This window comes from Streptococcus tangpeifui (assembly GCF_011038795.1).
GTDB lineage: Bacteria > Bacillota > Bacilli > Lactobacillales > Streptococcaceae > Streptococcus > Streptococcus tangpeifui.
In genome coordinates this window covers 1-22,363 of the sequence record NZ_JAAKDU010000015.1, presented here as the reverse complement: position 1 = coordinate 22,363, position 22,363 = coordinate 1, and the positions used below count along the sequence as shown (strand labels likewise).

Annotated in this window: 22 protein-coding genes; 12 read left to right on the top strand and 10 right to left on the bottom strand. The window is 40.9% G+C overall.

Features of this window, described 5'->3' with window-relative positions; genetic code table 11:
* Positions 1-726, bottom strand: a complete 726-nt coding sequence (locus G7Y32_RS09705) for an ABC transporter ATP-binding protein (protein ID WP_165213222.1) — start codon at positions 724-726, stop codon at positions 1-3.
* 100 nt (positions 727-826) lie between these two features.
* Here G7Y32_RS09705 and G7Y32_RS09700 point away from each other — a divergent pair, with 100 nt between their 5' ends.
* Both G7Y32_RS09700 and G7Y32_RS09695 read left to right on the top strand, forming a co-directional pair.
* Entirely contained in the window at positions 827-1,246 is a 420-nt protein-coding gene (locus G7Y32_RS09700) for an HIT family protein (RefSeq protein ID WP_165213220.1), read from the top strand.
* Positions 1,243-1,545: a hypothetical protein gene (locus tag G7Y32_RS09695; protein WP_165213218.1), complete on the top strand. Its 303-nt coding sequence runs from the start codon at positions 1,243-1,245 to the stop codon at positions 1,543-1,545. The genes G7Y32_RS09700 and G7Y32_RS09695 overlap by 4 nt, the downstream gene beginning before the upstream one ends.
* A 348-nt stretch (positions 1,546-1,893) precedes the next feature.
* Here G7Y32_RS09695 and lytR read toward each other — a convergent pair whose 3' ends face one another.
* The 4 genes from lytR to G7Y32_RS09675 all read right to left on the bottom strand — a co-directional run bounded on the left by lytR (position 1,894) and on the right by G7Y32_RS09675 (position 5,590).
* Positions 1,894-3,117 carry a glycopolymer--peptidoglycan transferase LytR gene (gene lytR / locus G7Y32_RS09690; protein WP_165213216.1) on the bottom strand — a complete coding sequence of 408 codons (1,224 nt, stop codon included), beginning with the start codon at positions 3,115-3,117 and terminating at the stop codon, positions 1,894-1,896.
* A gap of 8 nt (positions 3,118-3,125) precedes the next feature.
* A complete protein-coding gene (locus G7Y32_RS09685; protein ID WP_165213214.1) occupies positions 3,126-3,638 on the bottom strand; it encodes a GNAT family N-acetyltransferase in 513 nt (170 codons plus the stop codon).
* Positions 3,631-4,071: a tRNA (adenosine(37)-N6)-threonylcarbamoyltransferase complex ATPase subunit type 1 TsaE gene (gene tsaE, locus G7Y32_RS09680; protein WP_165213212.1), complete on the bottom strand. Its 441-nt coding sequence runs from the start codon at positions 4,069-4,071 to the stop codon at positions 3,631-3,633. The genes G7Y32_RS09685 and tsaE overlap by 8 nt, the downstream gene beginning before the upstream one ends.
* Positions 4,072-4,171: 100 nt before the next feature.
* The gene (locus G7Y32_RS09675; protein WP_165213202.1) at positions 4,172-5,590 is read right to left on the bottom strand and encodes an NCS2 family permease; all 1,419 of its coding nucleotides are present in this window, start codon (positions 5,588-5,590) and stop codon (positions 4,172-4,174) included.
* Between the two features lie 252 nt (positions 5,591-5,842).
* Between G7Y32_RS09675 and G7Y32_RS09670 the strand changes: the two genes are divergently transcribed.
* The 8 genes from G7Y32_RS09670 (at position 5,843) to G7Y32_RS09635 (ending at position 13,908) form a co-directional block, all read left to right on the top strand.
* Positions 5,843-6,655: a Cof-type HAD-IIB family hydrolase gene (locus G7Y32_RS09670; protein ID WP_165213200.1), complete on the top strand. Its 813-nt coding sequence runs from the start codon at positions 5,843-5,845 to the stop codon at positions 6,653-6,655.
* A 276-nt stretch (positions 6,656-6,931) separates the two neighbouring features.
* On the top strand, positions 6,932-7,942 hold the full coding sequence (locus tag G7Y32_RS09665; protein ID WP_165213198.1) for a PTS sugar transporter subunit IIB: 1,011 nt from the start codon (positions 6,932-6,934) through the stop codon (positions 7,940-7,942).
* A 17-nt stretch (positions 7,943-7,959) separates the two neighbouring features.
* Positions 7,960-8,763, top strand: a complete 804-nt coding sequence (locus G7Y32_RS09660; RefSeq protein WP_165213196.1) for a PTS mannose/fructose/sorbose transporter subunit IIC — start codon at positions 7,960-7,962, stop codon at positions 8,761-8,763.
* Between the two features lie 15 nt (positions 8,764-8,778).
* Complete coding sequence (locus tag G7Y32_RS09655) at positions 8,779-9,699, top strand: PTS system mannose/fructose/sorbose family transporter subunit IID (RefSeq protein ID WP_165213194.1); 921 nt, start codon at positions 8,779-8,781, stop codon at positions 9,697-9,699.
* Positions 9,700-9,712: 13 nt separating this feature from the next.
* On the top strand, positions 9,713-10,099 hold the full coding sequence (locus G7Y32_RS09650) for a DUF956 family protein (RefSeq protein WP_165213192.1): 387 nt from the start codon (positions 9,713-9,715) through the stop codon (positions 10,097-10,099).
* Between the two features lie 1,018 nt (positions 10,100-11,117).
* Positions 11,118-12,119 carry a PTS sugar transporter subunit IIB gene (locus tag G7Y32_RS09645; protein WP_165213190.1) on the top strand — a complete coding sequence of 334 codons (1,002 nt, stop codon included), beginning with the start codon at positions 11,118-11,120 and terminating at the stop codon, positions 12,117-12,119.
* 32 nt (positions 12,120-12,151) lie between these two features.
* A complete protein-coding gene (locus G7Y32_RS09640) occupies positions 12,152-12,967 on the top strand; it encodes a PTS mannose/fructose/sorbose transporter subunit IIC (protein WP_165213188.1) in 816 nt (271 codons plus the stop codon).
* A gap of 14 nt (positions 12,968-12,981) precedes the next feature.
* Entirely contained in the window at positions 12,982-13,908 is a 927-nt protein-coding gene (locus G7Y32_RS09635) for a PTS system mannose/fructose/sorbose family transporter subunit IID (RefSeq protein WP_165213186.1), read from the top strand.
* Between the two features lie 423 nt (positions 13,909-14,331).
* Here G7Y32_RS09635 and G7Y32_RS09630 read toward each other — a convergent pair whose 3' ends face one another.
* Positions 14,332-16,623 (bottom strand): peptide cleavage/export ABC transporter, encoded by a 2,292-nt coding sequence (locus tag G7Y32_RS09630; RefSeq protein ID WP_165213184.1) that lies wholly within the window; start codon positions 16,621-16,623, stop codon positions 14,332-14,334.
* A 547-nt stretch (positions 16,624-17,170) separates the two neighbouring features.
* Positions 17,171-17,521, bottom strand: a complete 351-nt coding sequence (locus G7Y32_RS09625; protein WP_165213182.1) for a hypothetical protein — start codon at positions 17,519-17,521, stop codon at positions 17,171-17,173.
* Between the two features lie 210 nt (positions 17,522-17,731).
* Between G7Y32_RS09625 and G7Y32_RS09620 the strand changes: the two genes are divergently transcribed.
* Together G7Y32_RS09620 and serS are read left to right on the top strand one after the other, a co-directional pair.
* Entirely contained in the window at positions 17,732-18,103 is a 372-nt protein-coding gene (locus G7Y32_RS09620; protein ID WP_165213180.1) for a DUF956 family protein, read from the top strand.
* 267 nt (positions 18,104-18,370) lie between these two features.
* Positions 18,371-19,651, top strand: coding sequence for a serine--tRNA ligase (gene serS, locus G7Y32_RS09615; protein WP_165213178.1), 1,281 nt, complete (start codon positions 18,371-18,373; stop codon positions 19,649-19,651).
* A 356-nt stretch (positions 19,652-20,007) separates the two neighbouring features.
* Here serS and G7Y32_RS09610 read toward each other — a convergent pair whose 3' ends face one another.
* The 3 genes from G7Y32_RS09610 to G7Y32_RS09600 form a co-directional block, all read right to left on the bottom strand.
* Positions 20,008-20,241, bottom strand: coding sequence for a leucocin A/sakacin P family class II bacteriocin (locus tag G7Y32_RS09610; RefSeq protein ID WP_165213176.1), 234 nt, complete (start codon positions 20,239-20,241; stop codon positions 20,008-20,010).
* 296 nt (positions 20,242-20,537) lie between these two features.
* Entirely contained in the window at positions 20,538-21,194 is a 657-nt protein-coding gene (locus G7Y32_RS09605; RefSeq protein WP_165213174.1) for a DNA alkylation repair protein, read from the bottom strand.
* 17 nt (positions 21,195-21,211) lie between these two features.
* On the bottom strand, positions 21,212-21,838 hold the full coding sequence (locus G7Y32_RS09600; RefSeq protein ID WP_004229403.1) for a hypothetical protein: 627 nt from the start codon (positions 21,836-21,838) through the stop codon (positions 21,212-21,214).
* Between the last annotated feature and the right edge of the window lie 525 nt (positions 21,839-22,363).

The following is a 22,363-nucleotide window of genomic DNA, read 5'->3' as shown; positions in this document are numbered from 1 at the left end:
TTAGACCTCTTTTGTCAAAGCCATGTAGATGTCATTGAGGCTGGCATCTGCTTGACTAAAGTTAGCTCGTAAATCCTCCAAAGTCCCCTGAGCCCTAATTCTTCCTTGGTGGAGGATGATAAAGCTATCGCACATCTTTTCAGCCGAATCCAAAACGTGCGTGGACATGAGGATGGAAGCACCCTTAGCTTTTTCCTCCTCTAAAAGATCAATCAAATCATTGATGGCAACCGGATCTAATCCTAAGAAAGGCTCATCTACAATCAAGAGCCTAGGCTCCACGATAAAGGCACAGATAATCATGACTTTCTGTTTCATTCCCTTAGAAAAATTAACTGGGAACCAGTCCAATTTATCATCCAAACGAAAGATTTTGAGGAGCTTTTGAGCCCTATCCAATGCCTTATCAAGTGGAATATCGTAAGCCATAGCCACCGTTTCTAGGTGCTCTTTTAGGGTCAGTTCTTCGTAGAGGCTGGGCGTTTCAGGGATAAAGCCAATCTTTTTCCGATAGGCCTCCTTATCCTGAGCTAAGCTGAGGTCATCAATAGTAATAATTCCCTGATAAGGGGTCAGAAGGCCGATAATTTCCTTGATAGTCGTTGATTTTCCGGCCCCATTAAGGCCAATAAGACCGACCAATTGACCATCAGGAACCTCAAAAGAAATCTCTTTTAAGACAGGGATATTGCGGTAGCCCCCTGTCATTTTGTCTATTTTTAACATAACGTTCTCTTCTAAATTTTGATATAATCATTATATCAAAAACTTGATAACCTTTGGGGTTTATCCCCTTTTGAAGCCGATAGAAAAGCGGAGGAAAAACATGTCTGATTGTATTTTTTGTAAAATCATCGCCGGAGAGATTCCCTCATCAAAGGTCTATGAAGACGATAAAGTTCTAGCCTTCTTGGATATTTCTCAAACGACTAAGGGGCATACTTTGGTTATTCCCAAGGAGCACGTTCGCAATGTGTTAGAAATGTCTGACCAGACTGCAGCTAATGTTTTTGCCCGTCTACCTAAACTAGCTCGAGCAGTCAAGGCAGCGACTGGGGCTAAGGGGCTCAATATTCTCAACAACAATGAAGAGATTGCTGGTCAAAGCGTCTTCCACGCCCATATCCATATCATCCCCCGTTACAGCAGTCAAGATGAAATTGCTATCACATTTACCGAACACGAACCTGACTTCGATGCTCTCGGTCGCTTGGCTCAAGATATTGCAAAAGAGGTGCAAGCATGAAAATCACCCATATAGCTATGCTTGGCCTTGCAGCCTTTGCCAGCTACAAAGCCTATCAAAATCGAGACAAAATCAGGGCAGACTTTGCAGAAACCCTAACAGCATTTGACAGAGCTCAGGTGGATTCTGAAATTATCCAAGATCAGCTGCAAATCATTGCCCAGCAAGCTAATTTAATCCATGACTATAAGAAGGACTTGACCTATAAATTCAAGCTCATTAACAAGGAAGCTCAAGCCCGTCTCAATGAAATCAATCAAAGAATGGAAAGCTGGCGGTCTGGTCAAGACCAAGTTTAATGGTGTTCTGACAGAAGACCTAAAATTCCCGCCTCATGTTAACTATTATTTTAGATAGAAAGTTTGGCGCAGTGCTTGGTAATTCTTATCTGGGACGTATTCTCATTTTCCCTATTGTGCACAAAAAGGCAGCTCGATCGAGCTGCCTTTTATTCGTTTATATCCAAAGAAATTCAAAAATAGATAAGTCGGAGCCTTAGTTAAATCCGCTGCTGGATCTAACTAAGGTCCTCACTAACTCACCTACCACAATAACATCGAGCGCTACGAATCGTACCGTGACAACATGCAGGCTGAACTTTGGTAGAGCAATTACCCAATCAATGATGTATCCGACACCAAAGAGTCTTAATAGCTAGCCGTACCGCTATTATAGACATCATTACCGCCGGCTGTACCAGAGCCGCCAGACGGCGCTGGAGCGTAACCACCAGTATTGCCCCCAGCACCGCTGTCACTATAGCCATCGACAGCACCATTGTTCCCGCCAGCTGCTCCCGAATCATAGCTACTGTAACCACTGCTGTAGTCACTCGTTTCTGAACCACCAGAAACATCCGAATAGCCTTCGCCATAGATGGTCTCGTAGAGAATCGCATTGGTCTTCAGGGTTTCCTTAGTTCCTTCTTTTCGGCCTAACTGTTTTTTAATGCGATTTTGAATCTTAAGAATACCTTTCACATCTGCCAACTGGTAAGAACCACCATTGATAGAAGCATCCGTTCCTTTAAGTTGATAGGTCTTAACATGCCCAATAGCATCTTTGTAGCCCAAGAGATTACCCAAATTATCCGTTGATAGGTCAATGTCAGTCTGCATATTTTTGCTGACCGCCCTGAGAATCTTTTGATAGTTACCTACACTGCTTCCCATGTCTAACAATTTAGACACTACTTTCTGAATAACTTCACGCTGACGCTTCTGCCGACCATAATCCCCTTCAGGATCATCGTATCGCATTCGGGCATAAACCAAGGCTTGCTGACCATTAATATGGTGGGTTCCAGGTTCAACCTTAGCTGTGTACTCAGGTTCATTCTCTTCAATCGAAATAGGAAAATCAAAATTATTGGTGACCTTGATACCGCCGACAGCATCCACTAAGTCAACTAAGCCCTGCATGTTGACCTGCATATAGTAATCAATATCAATATCAAGGAGGCCACTGATAACCGATAAGGCCTCCTTGGTACCACCGTTAGCATAGGCCGCATTCAGCTTTGCCTGCTCTTCTTGGCTAGAGTCATCTGCTAGGTTAACCAGAACATCCCGCTCCAAGCTGGTCATGGTCGTCTGATTGGTCTTGGGATTGACTGTGACCAAAATCATGGTATCACTGTTTCCTTCCCAAGTCTCTTTACGTTGATTATCGCCAGTATCAACCCCCATTAAGAGAATTGAAAAAGGCTTAGTTTGCTCAATAGCAGAACTATTTTTCCCAAATTGCTTGAAGGTTTTTCCCAACTGGTTATTGGAAAAATTAAGGGCATTTCCTGTATAGACAAGCACTGCGACAAAGGTTGTTACAAAAATTGTTAACAACATCAAAAGTATTTTTCTTCCAAGTTTCATATAAGTCCTTACTTTATTGATCTAGACATAGTGTAGACATCAAGCGTATTATTCTCTTTACCCACTAAAGCAGATGGTTGAAGACTGTCAATGTTAAAGCCAAACTTCTGGTAAATATGAAGAGCCCTTTTATTGCGAACTTGAACCGTTAGTACCAGACTATCTAAAGTCTGCATAGTTTCTGCCCAATCTAGGGCCATCTCTAAGAGCGTTTGACCGATACCGTAACCCCGATAGGCCTGACCAACAACTAAGAAAAGGTCGCCAAGCCAACTGTCATTTTTTTGGTAAGCAACTACATTTAAAGTGCCAATCACCTGTGAATCTAGTTTAGCTAAAAGGCAGATGGCTTTCTGATTTTCTGCCTGCTTGAGCAGAAAATTTATCATTTCAGCTTCAGTTAGGGCTGGAGCCGTTTGACTAATCAAATCCGTTTCAGCTGTGACCTGAGCTAAAAAATCAACTAATTGAGCAGCATCGCCAGACTGAGCTTCTTCAAAAAGCACCTCTCTTTCAACCATTAATAGACTCCAAAAGTTCTTTTGAGCGCTTTCCCTTAGCCTTAAAAGCAACCTGCCGGCCATCACTGGATTTATCAATGATAACCTCCAAGTAATCACTCGGTAAATTTTCAGCCAAAAGCTCCCCCCATTCAATAACGGTGACGCCATCACCAAAGAGAAAATCATCTAGGTCAATCGAATCTGGGTCATCACCGATACGGTAAACATCCAAGTGATAGAGAGGCAAATTTCCTTCATATTCTCTAATAATCGTATAGGTGGGACTCTTAATCATCTGTGAAATTCCTAGAGCTTTAGCAATTCCCTTAGTGATAGTTGTTTTTCCAGCACCCAGATCTCCGGTCAAAATAAGGACATCCTGCGCTTGCAAAGATTGCCCTATCCTAGAACCAATAGCCATTAGCTCGGCTTCATTATGACTATAAAACATAAAGGTATTATATCAAAAATGCCTCAGCCTTCCAATTGTTTACCAGTATTTCCTTTTAAAAATAGCTAAAAAGGCTATCACAGTAGCCTTTTTTGATGAATTATAGCAGAGCTAAACTGATAAAGTCAAGGATAAAGAGGATATCTAAAATCCATAAGATTAGATGGATATCTTTGGCTTGCCCCTTGATAATTTTGACCAAAGTATAAGTAATGAAACCAGCTGCGATACCGTAAGTAATACTATAGGCAAAGCCCATGAAAACTGAAGTGAAGAAAGCCGGTACTGCTTCAGCCAAATCTTCCCAGTTGATATTTTTGAGATTGGACAGCATCATAATCCCAACTATAATGAGAACAGGGGCTGTCGCCTGTGTTGGTACGATGGAAACTAATGGACTGAAAACACTTGAAATACCAAAGAACACCGCTACAACAAGTGCAGTCATTCCGGTTCGTCCACCTGCTCCGATACCAGCAGCAGATTCAACATAGGTTGTAACGTTTGAAGTCCCAGCGATGGCACCGACAGAAGTCCCAACTAGGTCAGAATAGAGAGCCCGGTCCAGACCAGCCGACTCATGAGTTTCTCCAGTTGTAGCAATGATACCAACCTTTTCACCTGTACCAATCAAAGTTCCGATAGTATCAAAAATATCAGTCAAGGAGAAGGCCAAGATGGTCATCAAGACGCCAGGAATTTTAGCTGGTACCGCAAACAAGGAACCCAAACCTTTACTGCCTAGAGCAGCGCCAAAAAGTGTTTTAAAATCATGGAAAGATGCGCCAAGATTAGTTGTTTTCCAGCTGATGGCATTCAAATCAACCACCCCCATAAAAATCCCAACGACAGTGGTTAAGGCGATGGAAATAATGACACCACCCTTCATCCCTTTAACGATAAAGATAATAGTAATCGCTAAACCAATCAAAGCCAAAATGACAGCTGGATTATCAAAGTGGACCAGGCTTGGTGTAGCCGCTGAGTTAGCAGTGATTGAAGCCTGTGCCCCTTTCAAGGAGCCAGTCGCAGTGTACTTACCCGGGTCGATAGCAAATTGGATCAAACCAGCATTCTTAATCCCAACATAAGCCAAGAAAATTCCGATACCTGCTGAAATAGCAGATTTTAGCGAGGAAGGAATGGACTCAATGATCATCTTGCGAACCTTAGTTAGAGTGATAATAAGGGAAATAACACCACACAAGAAGACCATGGCCAAACCTTGCTGCCAGGTATAGCCCAATGAAAAGACAACCGTATAGGTAAAGAAGGCATTGAGCCCCATACCTGGCGCTTGAGCGTAAGGCAGATTAGCATAGAGAGCCATCATGAGAGTACCAGCGATAGCCCCAATAATGGTAGCTAAGAAAACACCCTGAGCCGGCATACCAGTTTGGCTCAGAATAGCTGGATTGACAAAGAGAATATAGGACATGGCAAAGAAGGTCGTTAAACCTGCCATAATCTCTGTACGAATATCTGTTCCGTGCTCTTTCAATTTGAAAAATTTTTCCATTGGAAATCTACTTCCTCCAAAAGATAGTAATTTTGCAGGTAACCTCATGGTTATCCCTGAATTCGTTCGATTATTTTGAACGATATAACTATTATATATGATAAATGTTCGGAAATCAATATTTTTAGTCAATTTTTTATCCCCTTTACTTATCAAGATTGAACGCTCCCTGCCAGCAGACAAAAAGCCGCTCTGGTTCTGGAAAATTGCCGAGCTTTGGTCCCAGAAAGCTTTTCTGCTATAATAGGAGACATGACTAACAAGATTATCGCCTTAGATTTAGATGGAACACTCTTACGCAGTGACAATACCATTTCAGACTATACCGTAGAGATCCTCAAGCAGGTCGCAAGCCAAGGTCACCAAGTTATCATTGTAACAGGGCGGCCTTATCGAATGTCCATCGCTCCCTACAAACGTCTGGGGTTAGGTGGTCCTATGATTAATTTCAACGGTGCCCTAACCCATATCCCTGAGACTAAATGGGCTGGGGAGTTCAGTAGGAGAATTGATAAACAATATCTCTTTGATGTACTGGAGAATTATCAAACCTTTGAAACAGATTTTCTCGCCAGTGAATATCGTAAGCACTTCTATATTACGATGGAAAATCGCCAGCTGATTCCGCCAGAAATCTTTGGGGTCAAAAAAATCATCAATAAAATGGAGCTTAAACCTGAGAAAATCACCCGCGATCCCAATGCGCTGCTCATGCAGACTCACGCTGCCGACAAGTATCAACTTGCTCAGGATATTCGTCAGCACTTCGATAACCAGTTAGAAGTGGATTCTTGGGGCGGCCCTCTTAATATTCTGGAATTTTCTCCAAAAGGTGTCAACAAGGCATTTGCTTTAAAATATCTGCTAGAGCGGCTGCGCAAAGACAAAGATGATCTGATTGCTTTTGGCGACGAGCATAACGACACCGAAATGTTAGCCTTTGCTGGCCAAGGCTATGCCATGAAGAATGCCAGCGATACCCTTCTCCCTTTTGCGGACTTTAGGACAAAATACAGTAATGATGAAGATGGCGTTGCCAAACAGTTAGCCGAACTCTTCTTGTAAGTGTCTTAAGAAGCATGCGTATATCAAAAAAATAATCAGGTCCCTAGAAACTGGATCTGATTTTTTAATGAGATTATTGTTTTTACTTAAATTCTTGAATTTTTTTTGATGTTTTTTGACTGTTTTTGGAAAATATAGCTAAATATACTGATTTTTCTTAAGATTTTATTGCTTTTTAACTAAAAGCTATCTATAATGGAAGTATTCTTGGATTTCTGAGAGAAAGAATTTGAAAAGTCTCTCAGAGAAACTATTTACAAAGGAGGAAAATCAAGAATGGGTATCGGTATTATTATTGCCAGCCACGGAAAGTTCGCTGAGGGTATCCACCAATCTGGCTCTATGATTTTTGGGGAGCAAGAGAAGGTTGAAGTTGTCACTTTCATGCCCAATGAAGGTCCTGACGACCTCTATGAACATTTCCAAGATGCCATTGCAAAGTTTGAAACTAACGATGACATCCTTGTTCTTGCCGATCTTTGGTCAGGCTCACCTTTTAATCAGGCCAGCCGTCTGATGGAGGAAAATCCCGAACGCAAGATCGTCATCATGACAGGTCTCAACTTGCCAATGCTGATTCAAGCCTATACAGAGCGCTTGATGGCTGCTGATGGGGGTGTTGATGCTGTTGTCGCAAACATCTACAAGGAGACTAAGGAAGGTGTCAAAATCCTTCCGCAAGATCTCACGCCAGAAGAGGGAAAGGTTGAGGCAGCACCTGCTGAAAATTCTGTTCCTCAAGGAAGCATTCCAGAAGGAACTGTCTTAGGAGACGGAAAGATTGATTACGTTTTAGCGCGTGTTGACACCCGTCTGCTTCACGGGCAGGTAGCCACAGGCTGGACGCACTCTACAAATCCTAATCGTATTATCGTTGTATCTGATACTGTTTGTCACGATAAACTGCGTACTAATATGATTAAACAAGCTGCTCCGAGCGGGGTGATGGTTAATGTTATTCCTATCAAAAATATGGTTAAAGCTAACAACGACCCTCGCTTCGGTGATACACGTGCCATGCTTCTTTTTGAATCGGTAGAAGATGCTCTAGCAGCTATCAAGGCTGGAGTCGAAGTCAAGGAAATCAACCTTGGTTCTTCTGCCTATAAAGAAGGGAAAGTCAACGTCACCAAGGCCTTATCATTTGACCAAACCGATGTTGATGCTATTAAGGAATTGCAAGCTATGGGCGTGGCATTTGATGTTCGCGGTGTACCAGCTGACAGCCCTGCAAATATTGACGCTCTTATTCAATCGGCTGAAAAGAAATTAGCCGAAAAATCATAATCTTGGAGGATACATAAATGAGTACCATACAAATCATTTTAGTCGTTATTGTTGCCTTTATTATCGGGTGTAGTTCTGTTAACGACCAAATTGAAACCTACCAACCCGTTGTTGCTTGTTCACTTATTGGATTGGTAACCGGTAACTTAGAACTCGGTGTCATGCTAGGAGGAAGTCTTCAGTTGATCACCATGGGCTGGGCCAATGTCGGTGCAGCTATGGCACCAGATGCCTCTCTGGCTGCCGTCGCTTCTGCCATCATTCTGATGCTTGGTGGACAAGGGGCCAAAGGAATCGGAACTGCTATCGGTCTGGCCGTTCCTCTGGCTGTTGCCGGACTAGCTTTAACCATGTTTGTTCGGACAGCTACTGCTTTTATCGCACATATCATGGACGGGCTTGCTGAATCGGCTAATATCGCCGGTATCCAAAGATGGCACTTTATCGGAATGGGATTACAAGGACTACGTGTTGCCATTCCTGCCTTTTTACTGCTGTTACTGCCAGTTGAGGCTGTTCGCAGTGGGCTTCAAGCTATGCCCGACTGGCTCACAACTGGAATGACCCTAGGTGGCGGAATGGTCGTAGCCGTTGGTTATGCCATGGTTATCAACATGATGTCTAGCCGTGAAGTTTGGCCATTCTTCTTCATTGGTTTTGCTTTGGCTGCCATCAAACAACTCACCTTGATCAGTTTAGGTATCATCGGTGCCTGTCTTGCTCTCCTCTTCCTCGCCCTCGAAGCTAGCGGATCTAATGGATCTTCAAATAACGGCGGTGGTTCAGGTGACCCACTCGGTGAAATTTTAGAAGACTTTTAATGTGGAGGACCTATAATGGCTGATAAAAAAATTACTCTAACAAAATCAGATCGGATTAAAACATTTATCCGCTCATACTTTCTTTTGAGTTCTTTCAACTATGAACGGATGCAAAACGGTGGGGTTGCTTATACTTTCATCCCTGCTATCAAGAAACTATACAGTTCTAAAGAAGAACGGGCGGCTGCTCTTAAACGTCACTTGGAATTCTTTAATACCCATCCATTCATGGCTAATCCAATCTTTGGTGTCACCCTGGCTCTGGAAGAAGAAAGAGCTAATGGAGCTAATATAGATGATGCTGCTATTTCTGGGGTTAAAGTCGGTATGATGGGACCTCTTGCCGGTGCCGGTGACCCACTTTTCTGGTTTACACTTCGCCCAATCCTTCTCTCTTTGGGAGCAAGCCTGGCCGTTTCCGGTAACGTTCTCGGACCTATTCTCTTCTTTGTTCTCTGGAATGTCATGGCAGCAGTCGTGAAATGGTACACTCAAGAGTTTGGTTACAAAGCCGGAACTGCTATTACTGACGACCTGTCAGGGAATCTCCTCCAACAAGTAACACGTGGTGCTTCTATGATGGGGATGTTTGTCATCGGTGCCCTTATCGAACGTTGGGTAACCATTACCTTCACACCTGTTGTCTCAACTGTTAAACAACAACCTGGAGCTTATATCGACTGGAGTAAAATCCCATCTGGTGCTAAGGGAATTAAAGAGGCCCTTATCCAGTATAATCTAGGTAATGGTAAATCCTTGGATATCAACAAGGTAACCACCCTGCAAGACAACTTAGACCAATTGGTTCCGGGTCTTGCTGCTCTTGGCTTAACTTTCTTGTGTATGTATTTACTTAAGAAAAAAGTTTCTCCAATTCTGATTATCTTGGGAATCTTTGTTGTCGCTATCGTTGCCCATGTTATCGGTTTGATCTAATTGGAGGCATCCCATGGTTAAATCGCTGAATACAAAAATGGATCACACCTCAAAGGGCACTTGGTTCCGGGAAGGGCCTATTTACGGCAATATCATGGTCGGCGATCAGGCTTTCGAGTTTTATAACGAAACTAAATTACAGGATTATATTCAGATTCCTTGGACAGAAGTTACCTATGTGGTTGCTGATATCTACTTTGGTGGTAAATATATTCCACGCTTTGAGGTTCGTACCAAGCACAATGGACGCTTGCGTTTTGCCAGCCGTCAAAGCCGAGAAACACTCAAGGCTATTCAGCAACGGATTCCTCGTGAAAGCCTAAGAAAGGCACCAAGTGTCGGCGTAATTTTGAAACAACGATTTAAAGATCTTGTTCGATTGATTACTAAGAAAAGGTAAAATTGTAAGGAGTTGAAAATCTCAATTGGTTTTCAATTCCTTTTTATTATCATGAAAAATACCAGTGATAATCTTTCTCAATACAGACGAGCTTGGGACAAAACTCCAAAGCTTAATTCTTTTGTGCAGTAATAAACATTGACGCAGTTAGGGGTAAGACTTGTTGACCATGCCAAGAAGCCCTGTCCTCACAGTTCATTAGGTGCTTTAGCACCACTGAACCATTGCTAATTGGAAGTCCTGGGCGCATTCCTATTTTCAGGCGCCCCTTTAAACACTCCACTGGACTGTTTTAACTACCACACAAGTGATAGCGCCAACAGTTTGGGGAACTGTTGGAGGTTATCTAATGTGATGAACCTTATTCATCTTATTTCCAACCTCACAAGGTCTCCCAGACCTTATGTGATGAACACCGTTCATCTTATCTCCAACCTCCAAAGGTCCCCCGGACCTTTGGAGTTGTGCGGAGGTGAGATTGAAATGCTCCAGCGGAGTTTGGCGGTCTATCCCCAGACAGCCAAAGTTTGGCGCCTTCAAATAAGAGAGTGACAGTGCTCAGAGTCTTCAATGGAAGATCGGAGAAAATTGAAATCGTCATCTTATGATGATTTATCGATTTTTTATACGTAATCTTCAGAGATTACAATACTTTATAAGTGAGGACTAAGCTATCACGGCTGTTTTCCTATTCTCAATCCATCAAAAGTGGGAGTTTAGTCAGACCGTTAGGAAAAATTTTCTTGTAAGAATTTCCAAAATCTATCATAAAATAAGCAAAAATCAAATAGTTATATGAAAACAGTTGATTTTATATCCCTTAGAATTTCCTTTCATTTGAGAGCTTTTGACGTTTTTTGAAAATATGTGATTTTTTTCATCAAATAACCTTGACTTTTCTCTGAAAGCGTTTTACAATAGACTTGTTCTTGACTGTCCCTAAGCTCCGAGAGAAAAGTCAAGGGAGAGATTAGTGAAGAGTGCGGGGATAACTAAATAAAAAGGAGGAAAATCAAGAATGGGTATCGGTATTATTATTGCCAGCCACGGTAAATTCGCTGAAGGTATCCACCAATCGGGCTCCATGATTTTTGGTGAGCAAGAGAAGGTTCAAGTTGTAACCTTTATGCCAAACGAAGGGCCTGATGACCTTTATGGACACTTCAACGACGCTATCGCACATTTTGAGGCTGACGATGAAATTCTAGTCCTAGCTGACCTCTGGTCTGGTTCGCCATTTAACCAAGCCAGTCGTGTCATGGGTGAAATGACCGATCGCAAGATCGCTATCATCACAGGACTAAACTTGCCAATGTTGATTCAGGCCTACACAGAGCGCATGATGGCGGCTGATGCAGGTGTTGATCAAGTAGCGGCAAATATCATTAAGGAAGCAAAAGATGGTATCAAACCGCTTCCTGAAGAGCTGGCTCCCGCTGAGGCTGTTCCAGCAGCTGGTGCTGCGGCACCAGTCGGACAGCATCCTTCCGGTGCTATCCCAGAAGGAACCGTCATTGGAGATGGTAAGCTAAAAATTAATTTAGCTCGCGTGGACACACGTCTCCTACACGGTCAAGTGGCAACTAATTGGACGCCAGCCTCTAAAGCTAATCGGATTATTGTTGCTTCTGATGCTGTTTCAAAAGATGAAATGCGTAAGGAATTAATTAAGCAGGCTGCCCCTAACGGGATTAGAGCAAACGTTATTCCAATCAAGAAATTGATTGAAGCATCTAAAGATCCACGTTTTGGCAATACACATGCCTTGGTTCTTTTTGAAACACCTCAAGATGCTCTTCGTGCAATTGAAGGAGGAGTTCCAATCAAGGAACTTAATATTGGTTCCATGGCTCACTCAACTGGAAAAACGATGGTTAACAACGTTTTATCAATGGACAAGGATGACGTAGCAACCTTTGAAAAATTGCGTGATCTTGGTATAAAATTCGATGTTCGTAAAGTATCCGGAGATACACCAAAAGATCTTTTTGATTTGATTAAAAAAGCAAATGTTCAGTAAGTTCAATATAAATAGTGAAAGGAACTAGAATAATGTCAGTTATTTCTATTATCTTGATCCTCATCGTCTCATTCCTTGCGGGATTGGATGGCATCTTGGATCAATTTCAATTCCACCAACCATTAGTAGCCTGTACCTTAATTGGTTTAGCCGCTGGTCAACCCGCTGCAGGTATCATGCTTGGCGGAACTTTACAATTTCTTGCTCTTGGTTGGGCAAATATTGGTGCGGCAGTTGCACCAGATGTTGCTCTCGCTTCAACTGCCGCTGCAGTAGTTATGATTAAAGGCGGAGATTTCTCACAAAAAGGAATTACCATCGCCTATGGTGTTGCGGTACCACTTGCAATTGCTGGTCTTGCGTTAACAATGGTAGTACGTGCAGTTTCAATTGGTATTGTCCATGGAGCTGATGCGGCCGCAAAGAACGGTAATATTAAGGCAGTTGAGCGTTCACATTATTTTGCTCTTCTTCTTCAAGGTCTTCGTATCGTCCTTCCTGTTGCTTTATTGCTTGCACTTCCTGCTAATCATGTTAAATCAATACTGGAAGCTATTCCTAGTTGGTTATCTGATGGTATGACTATCGGAGGTGGCATGGTTGTCGCTGTCGGTTATGCAATGATTCTTAATATGATGGCGACGAGAGAAGTTTGGCCATTCTTTATTATCGGTTTTGTTCTTGCTGCTATTCCTGATACACAAATTACTCTTTTTGGATTAGGTATGGTTGGTGTAGCGCTTGCTATGATTTATATTGGCATTACTAATCAAGCGGGTAGTAGCGATAGCAGAGACGCTAATACTGGGTCAGACGATCCGATCGGCGATATCCTAGAAGATTATTAGAAGGGAGTATTATAATGTCAGAAAGAATTCAATTATCAAAATCTGATCGCCGTAAAGTTTGGTGGCGTTCAACTTTCTTGCAAGGTTCTTGGAACTATGAGCGGATGCAGAACTTAGGTTGGGCATATGCTTTAATTCCATCAATCAAGAAACTCTATAAAAATAAAGAAGATCGTGCCGCTGCACTTGAGCGTCACTTGGAGTTCTTTAATACTCACCCTTATATCGCTGCTCCTATTTTAGGAGTGACACTTGCTCTTGAAGAAGAAAAATCAAATGGTACAGAAGTAGATGATGCTGCTATTCAAGGAATTAAGATTGGCATGATGGGCCCTTTGGCTGGTATTGGTGATCCAGTTTTCTGGTTTGTTCTTCGTCCAACACTTGGAGCACTTGGTGCTTCTCTTGCTATTTCAGGAAATATTTTAGGACCAATTATTTTCTTCCTTGCTTGGAATATCATCCGTATGGCCTTCCTCTGGTATACTCAAGAATTTGGCTATAAAGCAGGTACAGAAATCACAAAGGACCTTTCAGGTGGTATCCTTAAAAACATCACCAAAGGGGCTTCTATTCTAGGTATGTTTGTCATCGGTGCACTTGTTCAACGTTGGGTAACAATTAACTTTGCACTGAAGCTCCCATCTACTAAATTAACAAATGACAATGGCGCTACTTATATAGAATTTCCTAAAGACAGCGAAGTTATTCATAGTGGTCAACTCCAAAAGATTCTTCAAGGTGTCAAAGATAATTTGAGTCTTACTAACGTTAAAGTGGAAACTTTACAAGACCAATTGGATAAATTACTTCCAGGTTTGATGGCTCTTCTCCTCACACTACTTTGTATGTGGTTACTCAAGAAGAAAGTTTCACCAATCGTAATGATTCTCGGACTTTTCATCGTAGGTATTGTTGCTCATGTTATTGGATTAATGTAAGGTTACTGATTGTCTTAAATTTTTTAGTTAACAAGATAAACTTCCCCAGATAATGGATTCAGCCAAAATCCACTATCTGGGGTTTAATATTTTGAAACAGATGATTTTGTCACATAGCAAAGGCCACTTTCATTTTTAATATTAAGTGGCCTTTTTATAGTATTCTTTATTTTAATGCGTCACATTATATTTTACTATCTGATAAAAAGCTTGACTCTGATTATCACCTAAGATTTCATTTCTTAGTGGAAAGCCGACACATATTACCAAACTTTTCTCTGACAGTAAAAATCAGAAGCTCATTCCTTTGTTTCGTTTATACTGTTGCTCCTTCTTTATCTTTCCCTTTTGTTTTTACTTTTTCTTCTCTCTTTTTAATTATTTAAACTTCTCATTGTTATTCCTCACTTAATTGGGAGCTCTTTAGTTAAACAGTGTGTAATAGAAGCCTTTATTCGCCAACAGTTCCTTATGGCTACCGGTCTCTACAATCTTTCCTTGATCCATCACAATAATACGCTCTGTCCGCTGCGCAATACTCAGGCGGTGCGCCACAAAAATAATCGTCTTATCGGTCATGGCCATGAGGTTATCGACAATTTTCTTTTCCGTCAGAACATCCAAACTGCTGGTAGCCTCATCCAATATCAAAACCGGAGCCTGAGTCAAAAGAGCACGAGCTAGGGCAATCCGCTGCTTCTGACCGCCAGAGACACCTGCACCATCAGACAGTTCGGTCTGATACCCCAGAGGCATTTGTTCAATATCTGAGCGGATCTCAGCGAGTTCACAAGCTCGGATAATATCTTCCTGAGTTGTACCTTCCTTGGCTCCCAAGGTCAGGTTGTCCATGATGGTCCCACTAAAAACATAAGCCTGTTGAGGAAGGTAGCTGATGTGCTGCCGCAGGGCTGTCTTATCAATAACCTTGAGGTCGTAACCATTGATCCGAGCGATCCCGCGATTGGGCTCATAGAAGTTGACCATCATCTTCGCTAAGGTTGTCTTACCGGAACCGGATGGTCCAACTAAGCTGATTTTAGAGCCCTTCGCTATGGTCAGGTTGATATCTGACAGCGTATCACGGCCATAGCCATACTTGTAGGACAATTTTTCAAAGGAAATATCCCCATCTAAAAAGCTGTCTTCAGAGAGCTCACCATCATTTTCAAACTCGGACTCCACCAGATAAACCTCATTGAGACGGGTATTAGCCACGCGGGCTGATTGGAGTTTAATCTGTAAGTTAATCATATTTTCAATCGGGTTTGAAAAATATCCTAAAAGCACGTTAAATGTAATCATTTGTCCCACTGAAATTTTTCCAGTCATGACTAAGCGTGCTCCATACCAAAGAATAACTACATTCAAAATTAGCTTTGTAGCAGTTTTAATTGAGTTTTGAATAGCTCCATACTTGTATAATTTAAAAGATCTTTCTAGAAAATTAACAAATTCTTTGTCAATTCTTTGGTAACTAGTCTGTTCACTAGTCAAAGATTTGATGGTTTCTATTCCATTAATATCTTCTATGATAGATGAGGACATCATTGCGCTACTTTCCATCACTTCATAATTTAAGTAGCCAAACATTTTCATAAATGAGAAAATAATCATAATATAGATTGGTATAGAAATGAGAGCAAGATAAAATAAGACAGCATTTTGAATCAGAAGTACTCCCCCAACTATAATAATCATCGTGAAATCTAGAAAAATTGAAAAAATTGTCGATGCCATAGCATCAATAATTTGATTGGCATCCGTGAAACGAGATGTAATTTCCCCAGTTCTCCTAGTTGCAAAGAAAGACATAGGCAGAATAAAAATATGCTTTAGATAGGAAAGTATAATATCTATTGTCAGTCTTTGTCCTAATACCATCAATAGGTACTCTTTAGCGAAAGCTATTACCTGTTGAACAACATAAGTTATTATCAATCCTGCAGCGATGAGACCTAAAGTTGAAATTTGTTGACTTGGAATATACTCATCCAGTATTGTTTGTAAGAAGAAGGCTCCAGTAATATCAACTAGAGTAACTATTAGACTAGCCATGGTAATATAAAACAAGAGACCCTTCTGCTTTAAAAAAGATGGTATAAAACTTATTAGTCCTTTTCTCTTGTCCTTTTGGGGCTGGTAATCATCTCTTGGGGAGAAGAAGATTGCTACACCTGTCCATTCGGACTTAAATTTTTCTTTGCTTATACGGGTAACTTGCACATTGGGATCAGGATCACCAATGATTAAGTGGTTTCTTTCATTAGCATAAATAACATAGTAATGTTGCAGACGACCATTTTTAACAACGTGAACAATAAAAGGATAGATAAGATCATCGTAACTAAATAAAGACATATCAGCATCTAGAGAGTGTGTTTCAAAACCGATACTCTTAGCTGCTTCAATAATTCCTAATGCTGTAGTTCCTTGTCGGTCTGTCTTTGTCAGTTCACGTAAATGAACTAAAGAATAATCTGAGCCATAATGCTTGGCAATAGAGGCTAGAGCCGCAGCACCACAATCCCTATTATCTATTTGAGGAACAAACTTAAAACGTCTAGTTCGACTCCACAAAAAATTTGAAGATTTCTTAGAATTTTCCTTATTCATTGCTGGAGTTGTTTTAAAAAAGTATTTTATAAATTTTAAGAATACATTGACTAATAATACTAAAACTACAGTCAAAAGAAGATAAGAAAATGTGTTCATATATCATTCCTTCTACTCAAAGGCTCCTAGAAAGCTCAAAAACTTCTTTTTGTTTTATACTCATAAACATTGTTAAATCAAGTTTCTGATTAAAAAAAGAGTTTTTAGGGGCATCCTTAACAAACTATTCACAAAAAGCCTGACATCTGTATAGTCAGAGTCAGGCTAGTGCTCATATTAGAATTGATGTATTGTTAGTTAGCCATTATTGCATCATTGACTCGCTATGGATTATACCGCCCATGCTCAGAAGATTATTAGCTCCTGAGCATGGAATAAACCACCTAATGAATCTCTTGTTACATCGTACCCACAATTATTAAACCTAAGTTAGCAGGAGGGTATTGCCTGCACCAGAATATGTGCTAATAATACTACTTACAATTTTCTCACATGCACTTTAAACAATCCTGCCAGGTATAAATTACAGCGTTTCCTAGATAAGCTGCATCCTTGAAAAATTGTTATATTCGATTTTAGCTACTTGCACAAGTAAAATTATCAATCGCTAATTATTCTATAAAAAGGTCTTCCCATCACGATAAATTTACCATCCAGAATTGAAACTTTGGTTATAATTAACATAACCACCATTACTTGAACTACTACTGCTACTATCTGAACCTGTAGAAACATCGTATGAATAATTCCTAAAACCTTGGTTACCTTTAGGATTATAACCTACAGAGCTATTATAACCTCCTGTACCCCAAGACATGAGTGAATTTACCCAACCATCTTTAACAATGTTCCAAGTATACATAGCAATTTCGCCATTACTTGCTTTACCTTGTACCATCCGATTAGCTAGAACTTCGCCATCAGTAGCTCCACCCGTCGTACAAGACAACTTATCCAAACTTGTAGCTTTAAAATCTTCAAATGCTTGACATTTCATAGTATTTCCTCCTTTTAATTATGTCCATTAGTATAACATTAAAAATAACTTATAGCATGATTTTATGGATATTTTATTATTTTTTAGCATCACTGAAATCTTTTAATTAACATTCTGTTATTTTAATTATTCTTTTAGTAGATATTTATTTGATTTTTTGAATAAAAGATGAGTATGGTATAATAGATAAAAATACATAAGGTAGGAACTATGGCACAATCACTTAATCACACGGTAGATTTAGCAACAACTGGTGTCTTTTACATGGGCATGGGTAACAAGGTCGGCAAGTATATGGTTGGCGACAAAGCTTTGGAATTCTACAACGACAACAATCCAGAAGACAATATTCAAATTCCCTGGACATCGGTAGAAAAGATTGGGGCTAATGTTTCCGGTCGTAAAATCAGCCGTCATTTTCAAGTTTTTACCAAACAAGGAAAATTCCTCTTTGCCTCTAAGGAGTCTGGTAAGATTTTAAAGGTAGCTCGTGAAAAGATTGGCAATGATAAAATTGTCAGACTCCCTACTTTGGGGCAAAAGATTTGGGGAGAAATTACAAGCCGCTTTAACAAGAAGTAAAGTGAGGCAGCTGAAGGAGTCAATAAATACCCAGTCTTTACATTTTAAGTCTTTTCTTATATAATGAGGACAGCGGATAAGTAGGTCAGTCAGCTTTTCCAGAAAGTCTGCGGATGCTGCGAGCAGATAAAGAGGTTTGATCGAAATTCTACCGTTATCACTCAATCAAATAGCAATCAAGTGCACAGCTAGTGAAGTTGGATGGAACCGTGCCTCAGGCACTCCAACAAAATGCTAGCTGTGCTTTTTATTTAGAAAGAAGGACTTATGTTAGATTTAAAACGTATCCGACAAAATTTTGACGATGTTGCTAAAAACTTGGCCAACCGCGGAGTCAAGTCTGAAACTTTGGACCAGCTCAAGGAATTAGATATTAAACGCCGTGATCTGCTAGTCAAATCCGAAGAACTCAAGGCACACCGCAATATCGCTTCTGCTGCTATCGCTCAATCCAAACGCAACAAGGAAGATGCTTCCGATCAGATTGCTGAAATGCAGCAAGTTTCAACTCAAATCAAGGCTATTGATGCGGAGCTAACTGAGGTTGACCAAGAGCTCAACGATATCGTTGTAACCCTGCCTAATATGCCACATGCTGATGTACCAGTTGGGGCAGATGAAGATGAAAATGTCGAAGTCCGCCGTTGGGGAGTGCCACGCAACTTCGATTTCGAAATTAAACCACACTGGGACCTAGGAGAAGACCTAAATATTCTAGATTGGGAACGCGGTGCTAAAGTTACGGGGTCACGTTTCCTCTTTTACAAAGGTTTAGGAGCTCGTTTAGAACGGGCTATCTACAACTTTATGCTAGATGAGCATGCTAAAGAAGGCTACACAGAAATGATTCCTCCTTACATGGTCAACCACGATTCTATGTTTGGTACTGGCCAGTATCCGAAATTCAAAGAGGATACGTTTGAGCTAGCCGATTCCGACTATGTCCTCATTCCGACAGCTGAAGTTCCTTTGACTAACTTCTACCGCGATGAGATCATCGACGGTAGGGAGCTGCCTGTTAAATTTACCGCGATGAGTCCATCCTTCCGCTCAGAAGCTGGTTCTGCTGGTCGAGATACACGCGGACTGATCCGTCTACACCAATTCCACAAAGTAGAAATGGTTAAGTTTGCTAAACCAGAAGACTCTTATAATCAATTAGAGCAGATGGTGGCTAATGCCGAAAACATCCTTCAGAAATTGGAGCTCCCATATCGCGTGATCACACTTTGTACTGGTGATATGGGCTTCTCAGCTGCTAAGACCTATGATCTTGAAGTCTGGATTCCAGCGCAAAATACCTACCGGGAAATCTCGTCCTGCTCTAACTGTGAAGACTTCCAAGCGCGTCGTGCACAAATTCGCTACCGCGACGAAGCTGATGGCAAGGTTAAGCTCCTCCACACCCTCAATGGTTCAGGCTTAGCTGTCGGCCGCACAGTCGCAGCCATTCTTGAAAACTATCAAAATGAAGACGGCTCTGTCACTATCCCTGAAGTCCTCCGACCTTATATGGGTGGGGTTGAAGTGATTGTTGATAACCATTAATAAGCTAGTTCAAGCAGATTTCCAAATTTGGAAGTCTGTTTTTTTTTAAGCAAGCGCTAATAAAGTTTATAAAAAAGATGAAGCATCAACTGCTCCATCTTTACTTTTCTTATAGAAACTCTTCGTAACCACAGCCTAGTATTTACAATGTTGAAAATCTGTGCTGTTCTCTAGAATCAAGATAAATGATGTCTTTTTTCTGATAGCCTCTTAATCTAGACAAGTATCTTAGCCTATTTTGCCAATAATATAATCAATTCGCTTCTTTTTGTTTTTCATAGTTAAATTGAAGTATGGCAACTAAGCGTTAGTGCTGTGTTTACTTGGATTCAACCACTAATACTGAAGCGGTCAAATTAATAGTTGGAATTCCAACCAGATTTGCCACCAGTAAACCATTGGGCGGGGATATTGTTTATAAGAGAAGTAAGCAAGCGGCCAGTGTCTACCCAGCAACCTCTATCTTCGCTGCAATACAGTCCATTACCATAATACGTTGATCCATCATCTTCAACTGTGGCTCCACCTTCAATAGCAGCCAGTTCTTGAACAGTCATTGCGTCAAATTGTTCCAATGTTTGAGTTGTCATAAGATTATACCTCTTTTATTTTTATTTGCCAGTTTTTTACCTGACAGCCGTTATTATAAAATTTTTTAGCTGGCCTGTGAACCCCTAAAGCGTCATTGTTAATGAAACTAAATACCTACGTTACTGCCCCCTAAAGAAAAAGAATTTTTAATTTCAAATGAAAATAATGCTACAGATTATGCTATTTCTGCTATTAATGGAAAACTGTCGATATTATTTTATTATTAGCTATGCACATGAGAAAAAGCCAGACGTCCTAATGACCGTCTGGCTTTTTTGATAGTCAGCATTCTTATTTAAAGATACTTGCTGCCTTCTTTTACGCTTAAGGAAGACATTTGATTTCCATATTTCTCGATGAACTGCCTGACCCAATCTGGATTGGTCTTTGAATAATCCCGCAAGGCCCAGCCTATAGCTTTGTTGATGAAAAATTCCTGACTGCCGAAATTGTTAAGGAGAATTTTTTCCAGCAGGTCTCTATCGGTCTCTTCTTTTAGACCAAGCTGATGCTCGATAGACGTCCTTCTGATCCAAAGATCTTCATCCTGCGACCAACTTAACATTAAAGGAGCCACCCTGTCATCTCTCAAGCCAATACTGCCGATTACCTTGCATAGAAAATCAATGGTGTCCCACCACGGCTTGTCTTTGATATAATGACGGATATGAGCAATATCCTCATAGGTTAAATACTTGTTCAGTGCCAGCAGGTAGTCATAAACAAAATACTGGAGTTCTCGGTGGCTATCCTCGTAGCATTGATTCAAGAACTGCCAGTCTGGTATTTGTTTTTTCTTTGCTTCTTTAAGAAAGCCCTTGTAAAGAGCCCTCCTATCAGCTGTTTTCAAACCATAAAAACGAAACTGATTGCGCATGTATTTAGCCATGGCAAGGGCATTTTCAGGGTCTTGGTGGGCTTCAAAAAGAGCTTTTAATTCTTTATAATCCATTTATTTCTTCGTAAATTCTAGTTTTTCGTTGCATCATAGTAAGGTAGAACCCGATCAACCCCCAAGGTCAGCTGATCTGTTAGTGAATCTAGAGACGTTCCCACTTCTATAGGAATATCATATTTGACCAGTACCTTTCGGACAGTTCCTGATTCGACAGCTTCTTGCAGCTTGGATCGGTTTTCTTCATTCCCCTCCACTTTTCGGCTAACACCAGCTTCTTGGGCAAAATAGTAAAGAGGTTCAGCAATTGGCACTGCCAAGACCTTGTTTTGTTTGGACAAGGTATCTTCTGATTTTTTGCGCTCCACAAAGCTGACCTCCACCGAGATACCAAAGTTATCCTTGCGACCATAGAGGCGAATGGCTATAGCTACATCCTCTGGGCTATCAGAAGGTAGACGATAATAACACCAAAAATGAGGCCGACAGACCTGAGCTTGATTCATCCATTGACTGACCCGTTCAGGTTCAAAAGGTGCTACTCGCTGAGCAAGTCCTTGACTGATTTCAGCGAATTCCTGACGAGCAGCTTGAGCCAAGATCCGCAAATCCTGCATAGCAGAAGCTTGCGTCCCTGATTTTTCAGGTTTGATATATTTTTGGCCTTGATAAGCCAGATAGTTATTGATTGCGGTTAACATAGGTTTATTATAATACTAGGAGGCGATAAAAGGAAGTGGGATCAACCCCAAAATTTTGGGTTACATTCCCATCCCCGCACAGCTTAAAAGGTTTGGGAAACCCTTTTGAGGTTGGAAATAAGATGAACAAGGTTCATCAGATTAGATAACCTTCAAAAGTTCCCCAAACTGTTTGACCTAACCTTGCGTGGTAGTTAAACAGTCCTGTGGACTGTTTAAGAGGGCGCTTAAAAATGGAACTACGCCCCAAGATAAGAACTTCCAATCAGCAGCGGTTTATGAGGTGCTTTTAGCCCCTCATGAACTGTGCAGGGGTAAGACTCTTGGCATAACTAACAATTCTTACTCCCAACTACTGCGTCAAAAATTTATTCCAAAGCAGAAAGCCTGGACAAATTTTTTATACGAAAACTACAAAGAATGCAAAAATTCCCTCCCTATGATATAATCAAAGCGAAAAAAATTATATTTAGACTACTAGCTCGTCCCTAGTAGTCTTTTTCTGTGCTAAAAATTCAGAATAAG

Excerpts from the sequence above, each read along its gene's own strand:
- G7Y32_RS09705 (WP_165213222.1), bottom strand. The coding sequence starts at position 726 with ATGTTAAAAATAGACAAAATGACAGGGGGCTACCGCAATATCCCTGTC.
- G7Y32_RS09700 (WP_165213220.1), top strand. The coding sequence starts at position 827 with ATGTCTGATTGTATTTTTTGTAAAATCATCGCCGGAGAGATTCCCTCA.
- G7Y32_RS09695 (WP_165213218.1), top strand. The coding sequence starts at position 1,243 with ATGAAAATCACCCATATAGCTATGCTTGGCCTTGCAGCCTTTGCCAGC.
- lytR (WP_165213216.1), bottom strand. The coding sequence starts at position 3,117 with ATGAAACTTGGAAGAAAAATACTTTTGATGTTGTTAACAATTTTTGTA.
- G7Y32_RS09685 (WP_165213214.1), bottom strand. The coding sequence starts at position 3,638 with ATGGTTGAAAGAGAGGTGCTTTTTGAAGAAGCTCAGTCTGGCGATGCT.
- tsaE (WP_165213212.1), bottom strand. The coding sequence starts at position 4,071 with ATGTTTTATAGTCATAATGAAGCCGAGCTAATGGCTATTGGTTCTAGG.
- G7Y32_RS09675 (WP_165213202.1), bottom strand. The coding sequence starts at position 5,590 with ATGGAAAAATTTTTCAAATTGAAAGAGCACGGAACAGATATTCGTACA.
- G7Y32_RS09670 (WP_165213200.1), top strand. The coding sequence starts at position 5,843 with ATGACTAACAAGATTATCGCCTTAGATTTAGATGGAACACTCTTACGC.
- G7Y32_RS09665 (WP_165213198.1), top strand. The coding sequence starts at position 6,932 with ATGGGTATCGGTATTATTATTGCCAGCCACGGAAAGTTCGCTGAGGGT.
- G7Y32_RS09660 (WP_165213196.1), top strand. The coding sequence starts at position 7,960 with ATGAGTACCATACAAATCATTTTAGTCGTTATTGTTGCCTTTATTATC.
- G7Y32_RS09655 (WP_165213194.1), top strand. The coding sequence starts at position 8,779 with ATGGCTGATAAAAAAATTACTCTAACAAAATCAGATCGGATTAAAACA.
- G7Y32_RS09650 (WP_165213192.1), top strand. The coding sequence starts at position 9,713 with ATGGTTAAATCGCTGAATACAAAAATGGATCACACCTCAAAGGGCACT.
- G7Y32_RS09645 (WP_165213190.1), top strand. The coding sequence starts at position 11,118 with ATGGGTATCGGTATTATTATTGCCAGCCACGGTAAATTCGCTGAAGGT.
- G7Y32_RS09640 (WP_165213188.1), top strand. The coding sequence starts at position 12,152 with ATGTCAGTTATTTCTATTATCTTGATCCTCATCGTCTCATTCCTTGCG.
- G7Y32_RS09635 (WP_165213186.1), top strand. The coding sequence starts at position 12,982 with ATGTCAGAAAGAATTCAATTATCAAAATCTGATCGCCGTAAAGTTTGG.
- G7Y32_RS09630 (WP_165213184.1), bottom strand. The coding sequence starts at position 16,623 with ATGAACACATTTTCTTATCTTCTTTTGACTGTAGTTTTAGTATTATTA.
- G7Y32_RS09625 (WP_165213182.1), bottom strand. The coding sequence starts at position 17,521 with ATGAAATGTCAAGCATTTGAAGATTTTAAAGCTACAAGTTTGGATAAG.
- G7Y32_RS09620 (WP_165213180.1), top strand. The coding sequence starts at position 17,732 with ATGGCACAATCACTTAATCACACGGTAGATTTAGCAACAACTGGTGTC.
- serS (WP_165213178.1), top strand. The coding sequence starts at position 18,371 with ATGTTAGATTTAAAACGTATCCGACAAAATTTTGACGATGTTGCTAAA.
- G7Y32_RS09610 (WP_165213176.1), bottom strand. The coding sequence starts at position 20,241 with ATGACAACTCAAACATTGGAACAATTTGACGCAATGACTGTTCAAGAA.
- G7Y32_RS09605 (WP_165213174.1), bottom strand. The coding sequence starts at position 21,194 with ATGGATTATAAAGAATTAAAAGCTCTTTTTGAAGCCCACCAAGACCCT.
- G7Y32_RS09600 (WP_004229403.1), bottom strand. The coding sequence starts at position 21,838 with ATGTTAACCGCAATCAATAACTATCTGGCTTATCAAGGCCAAAAATAT.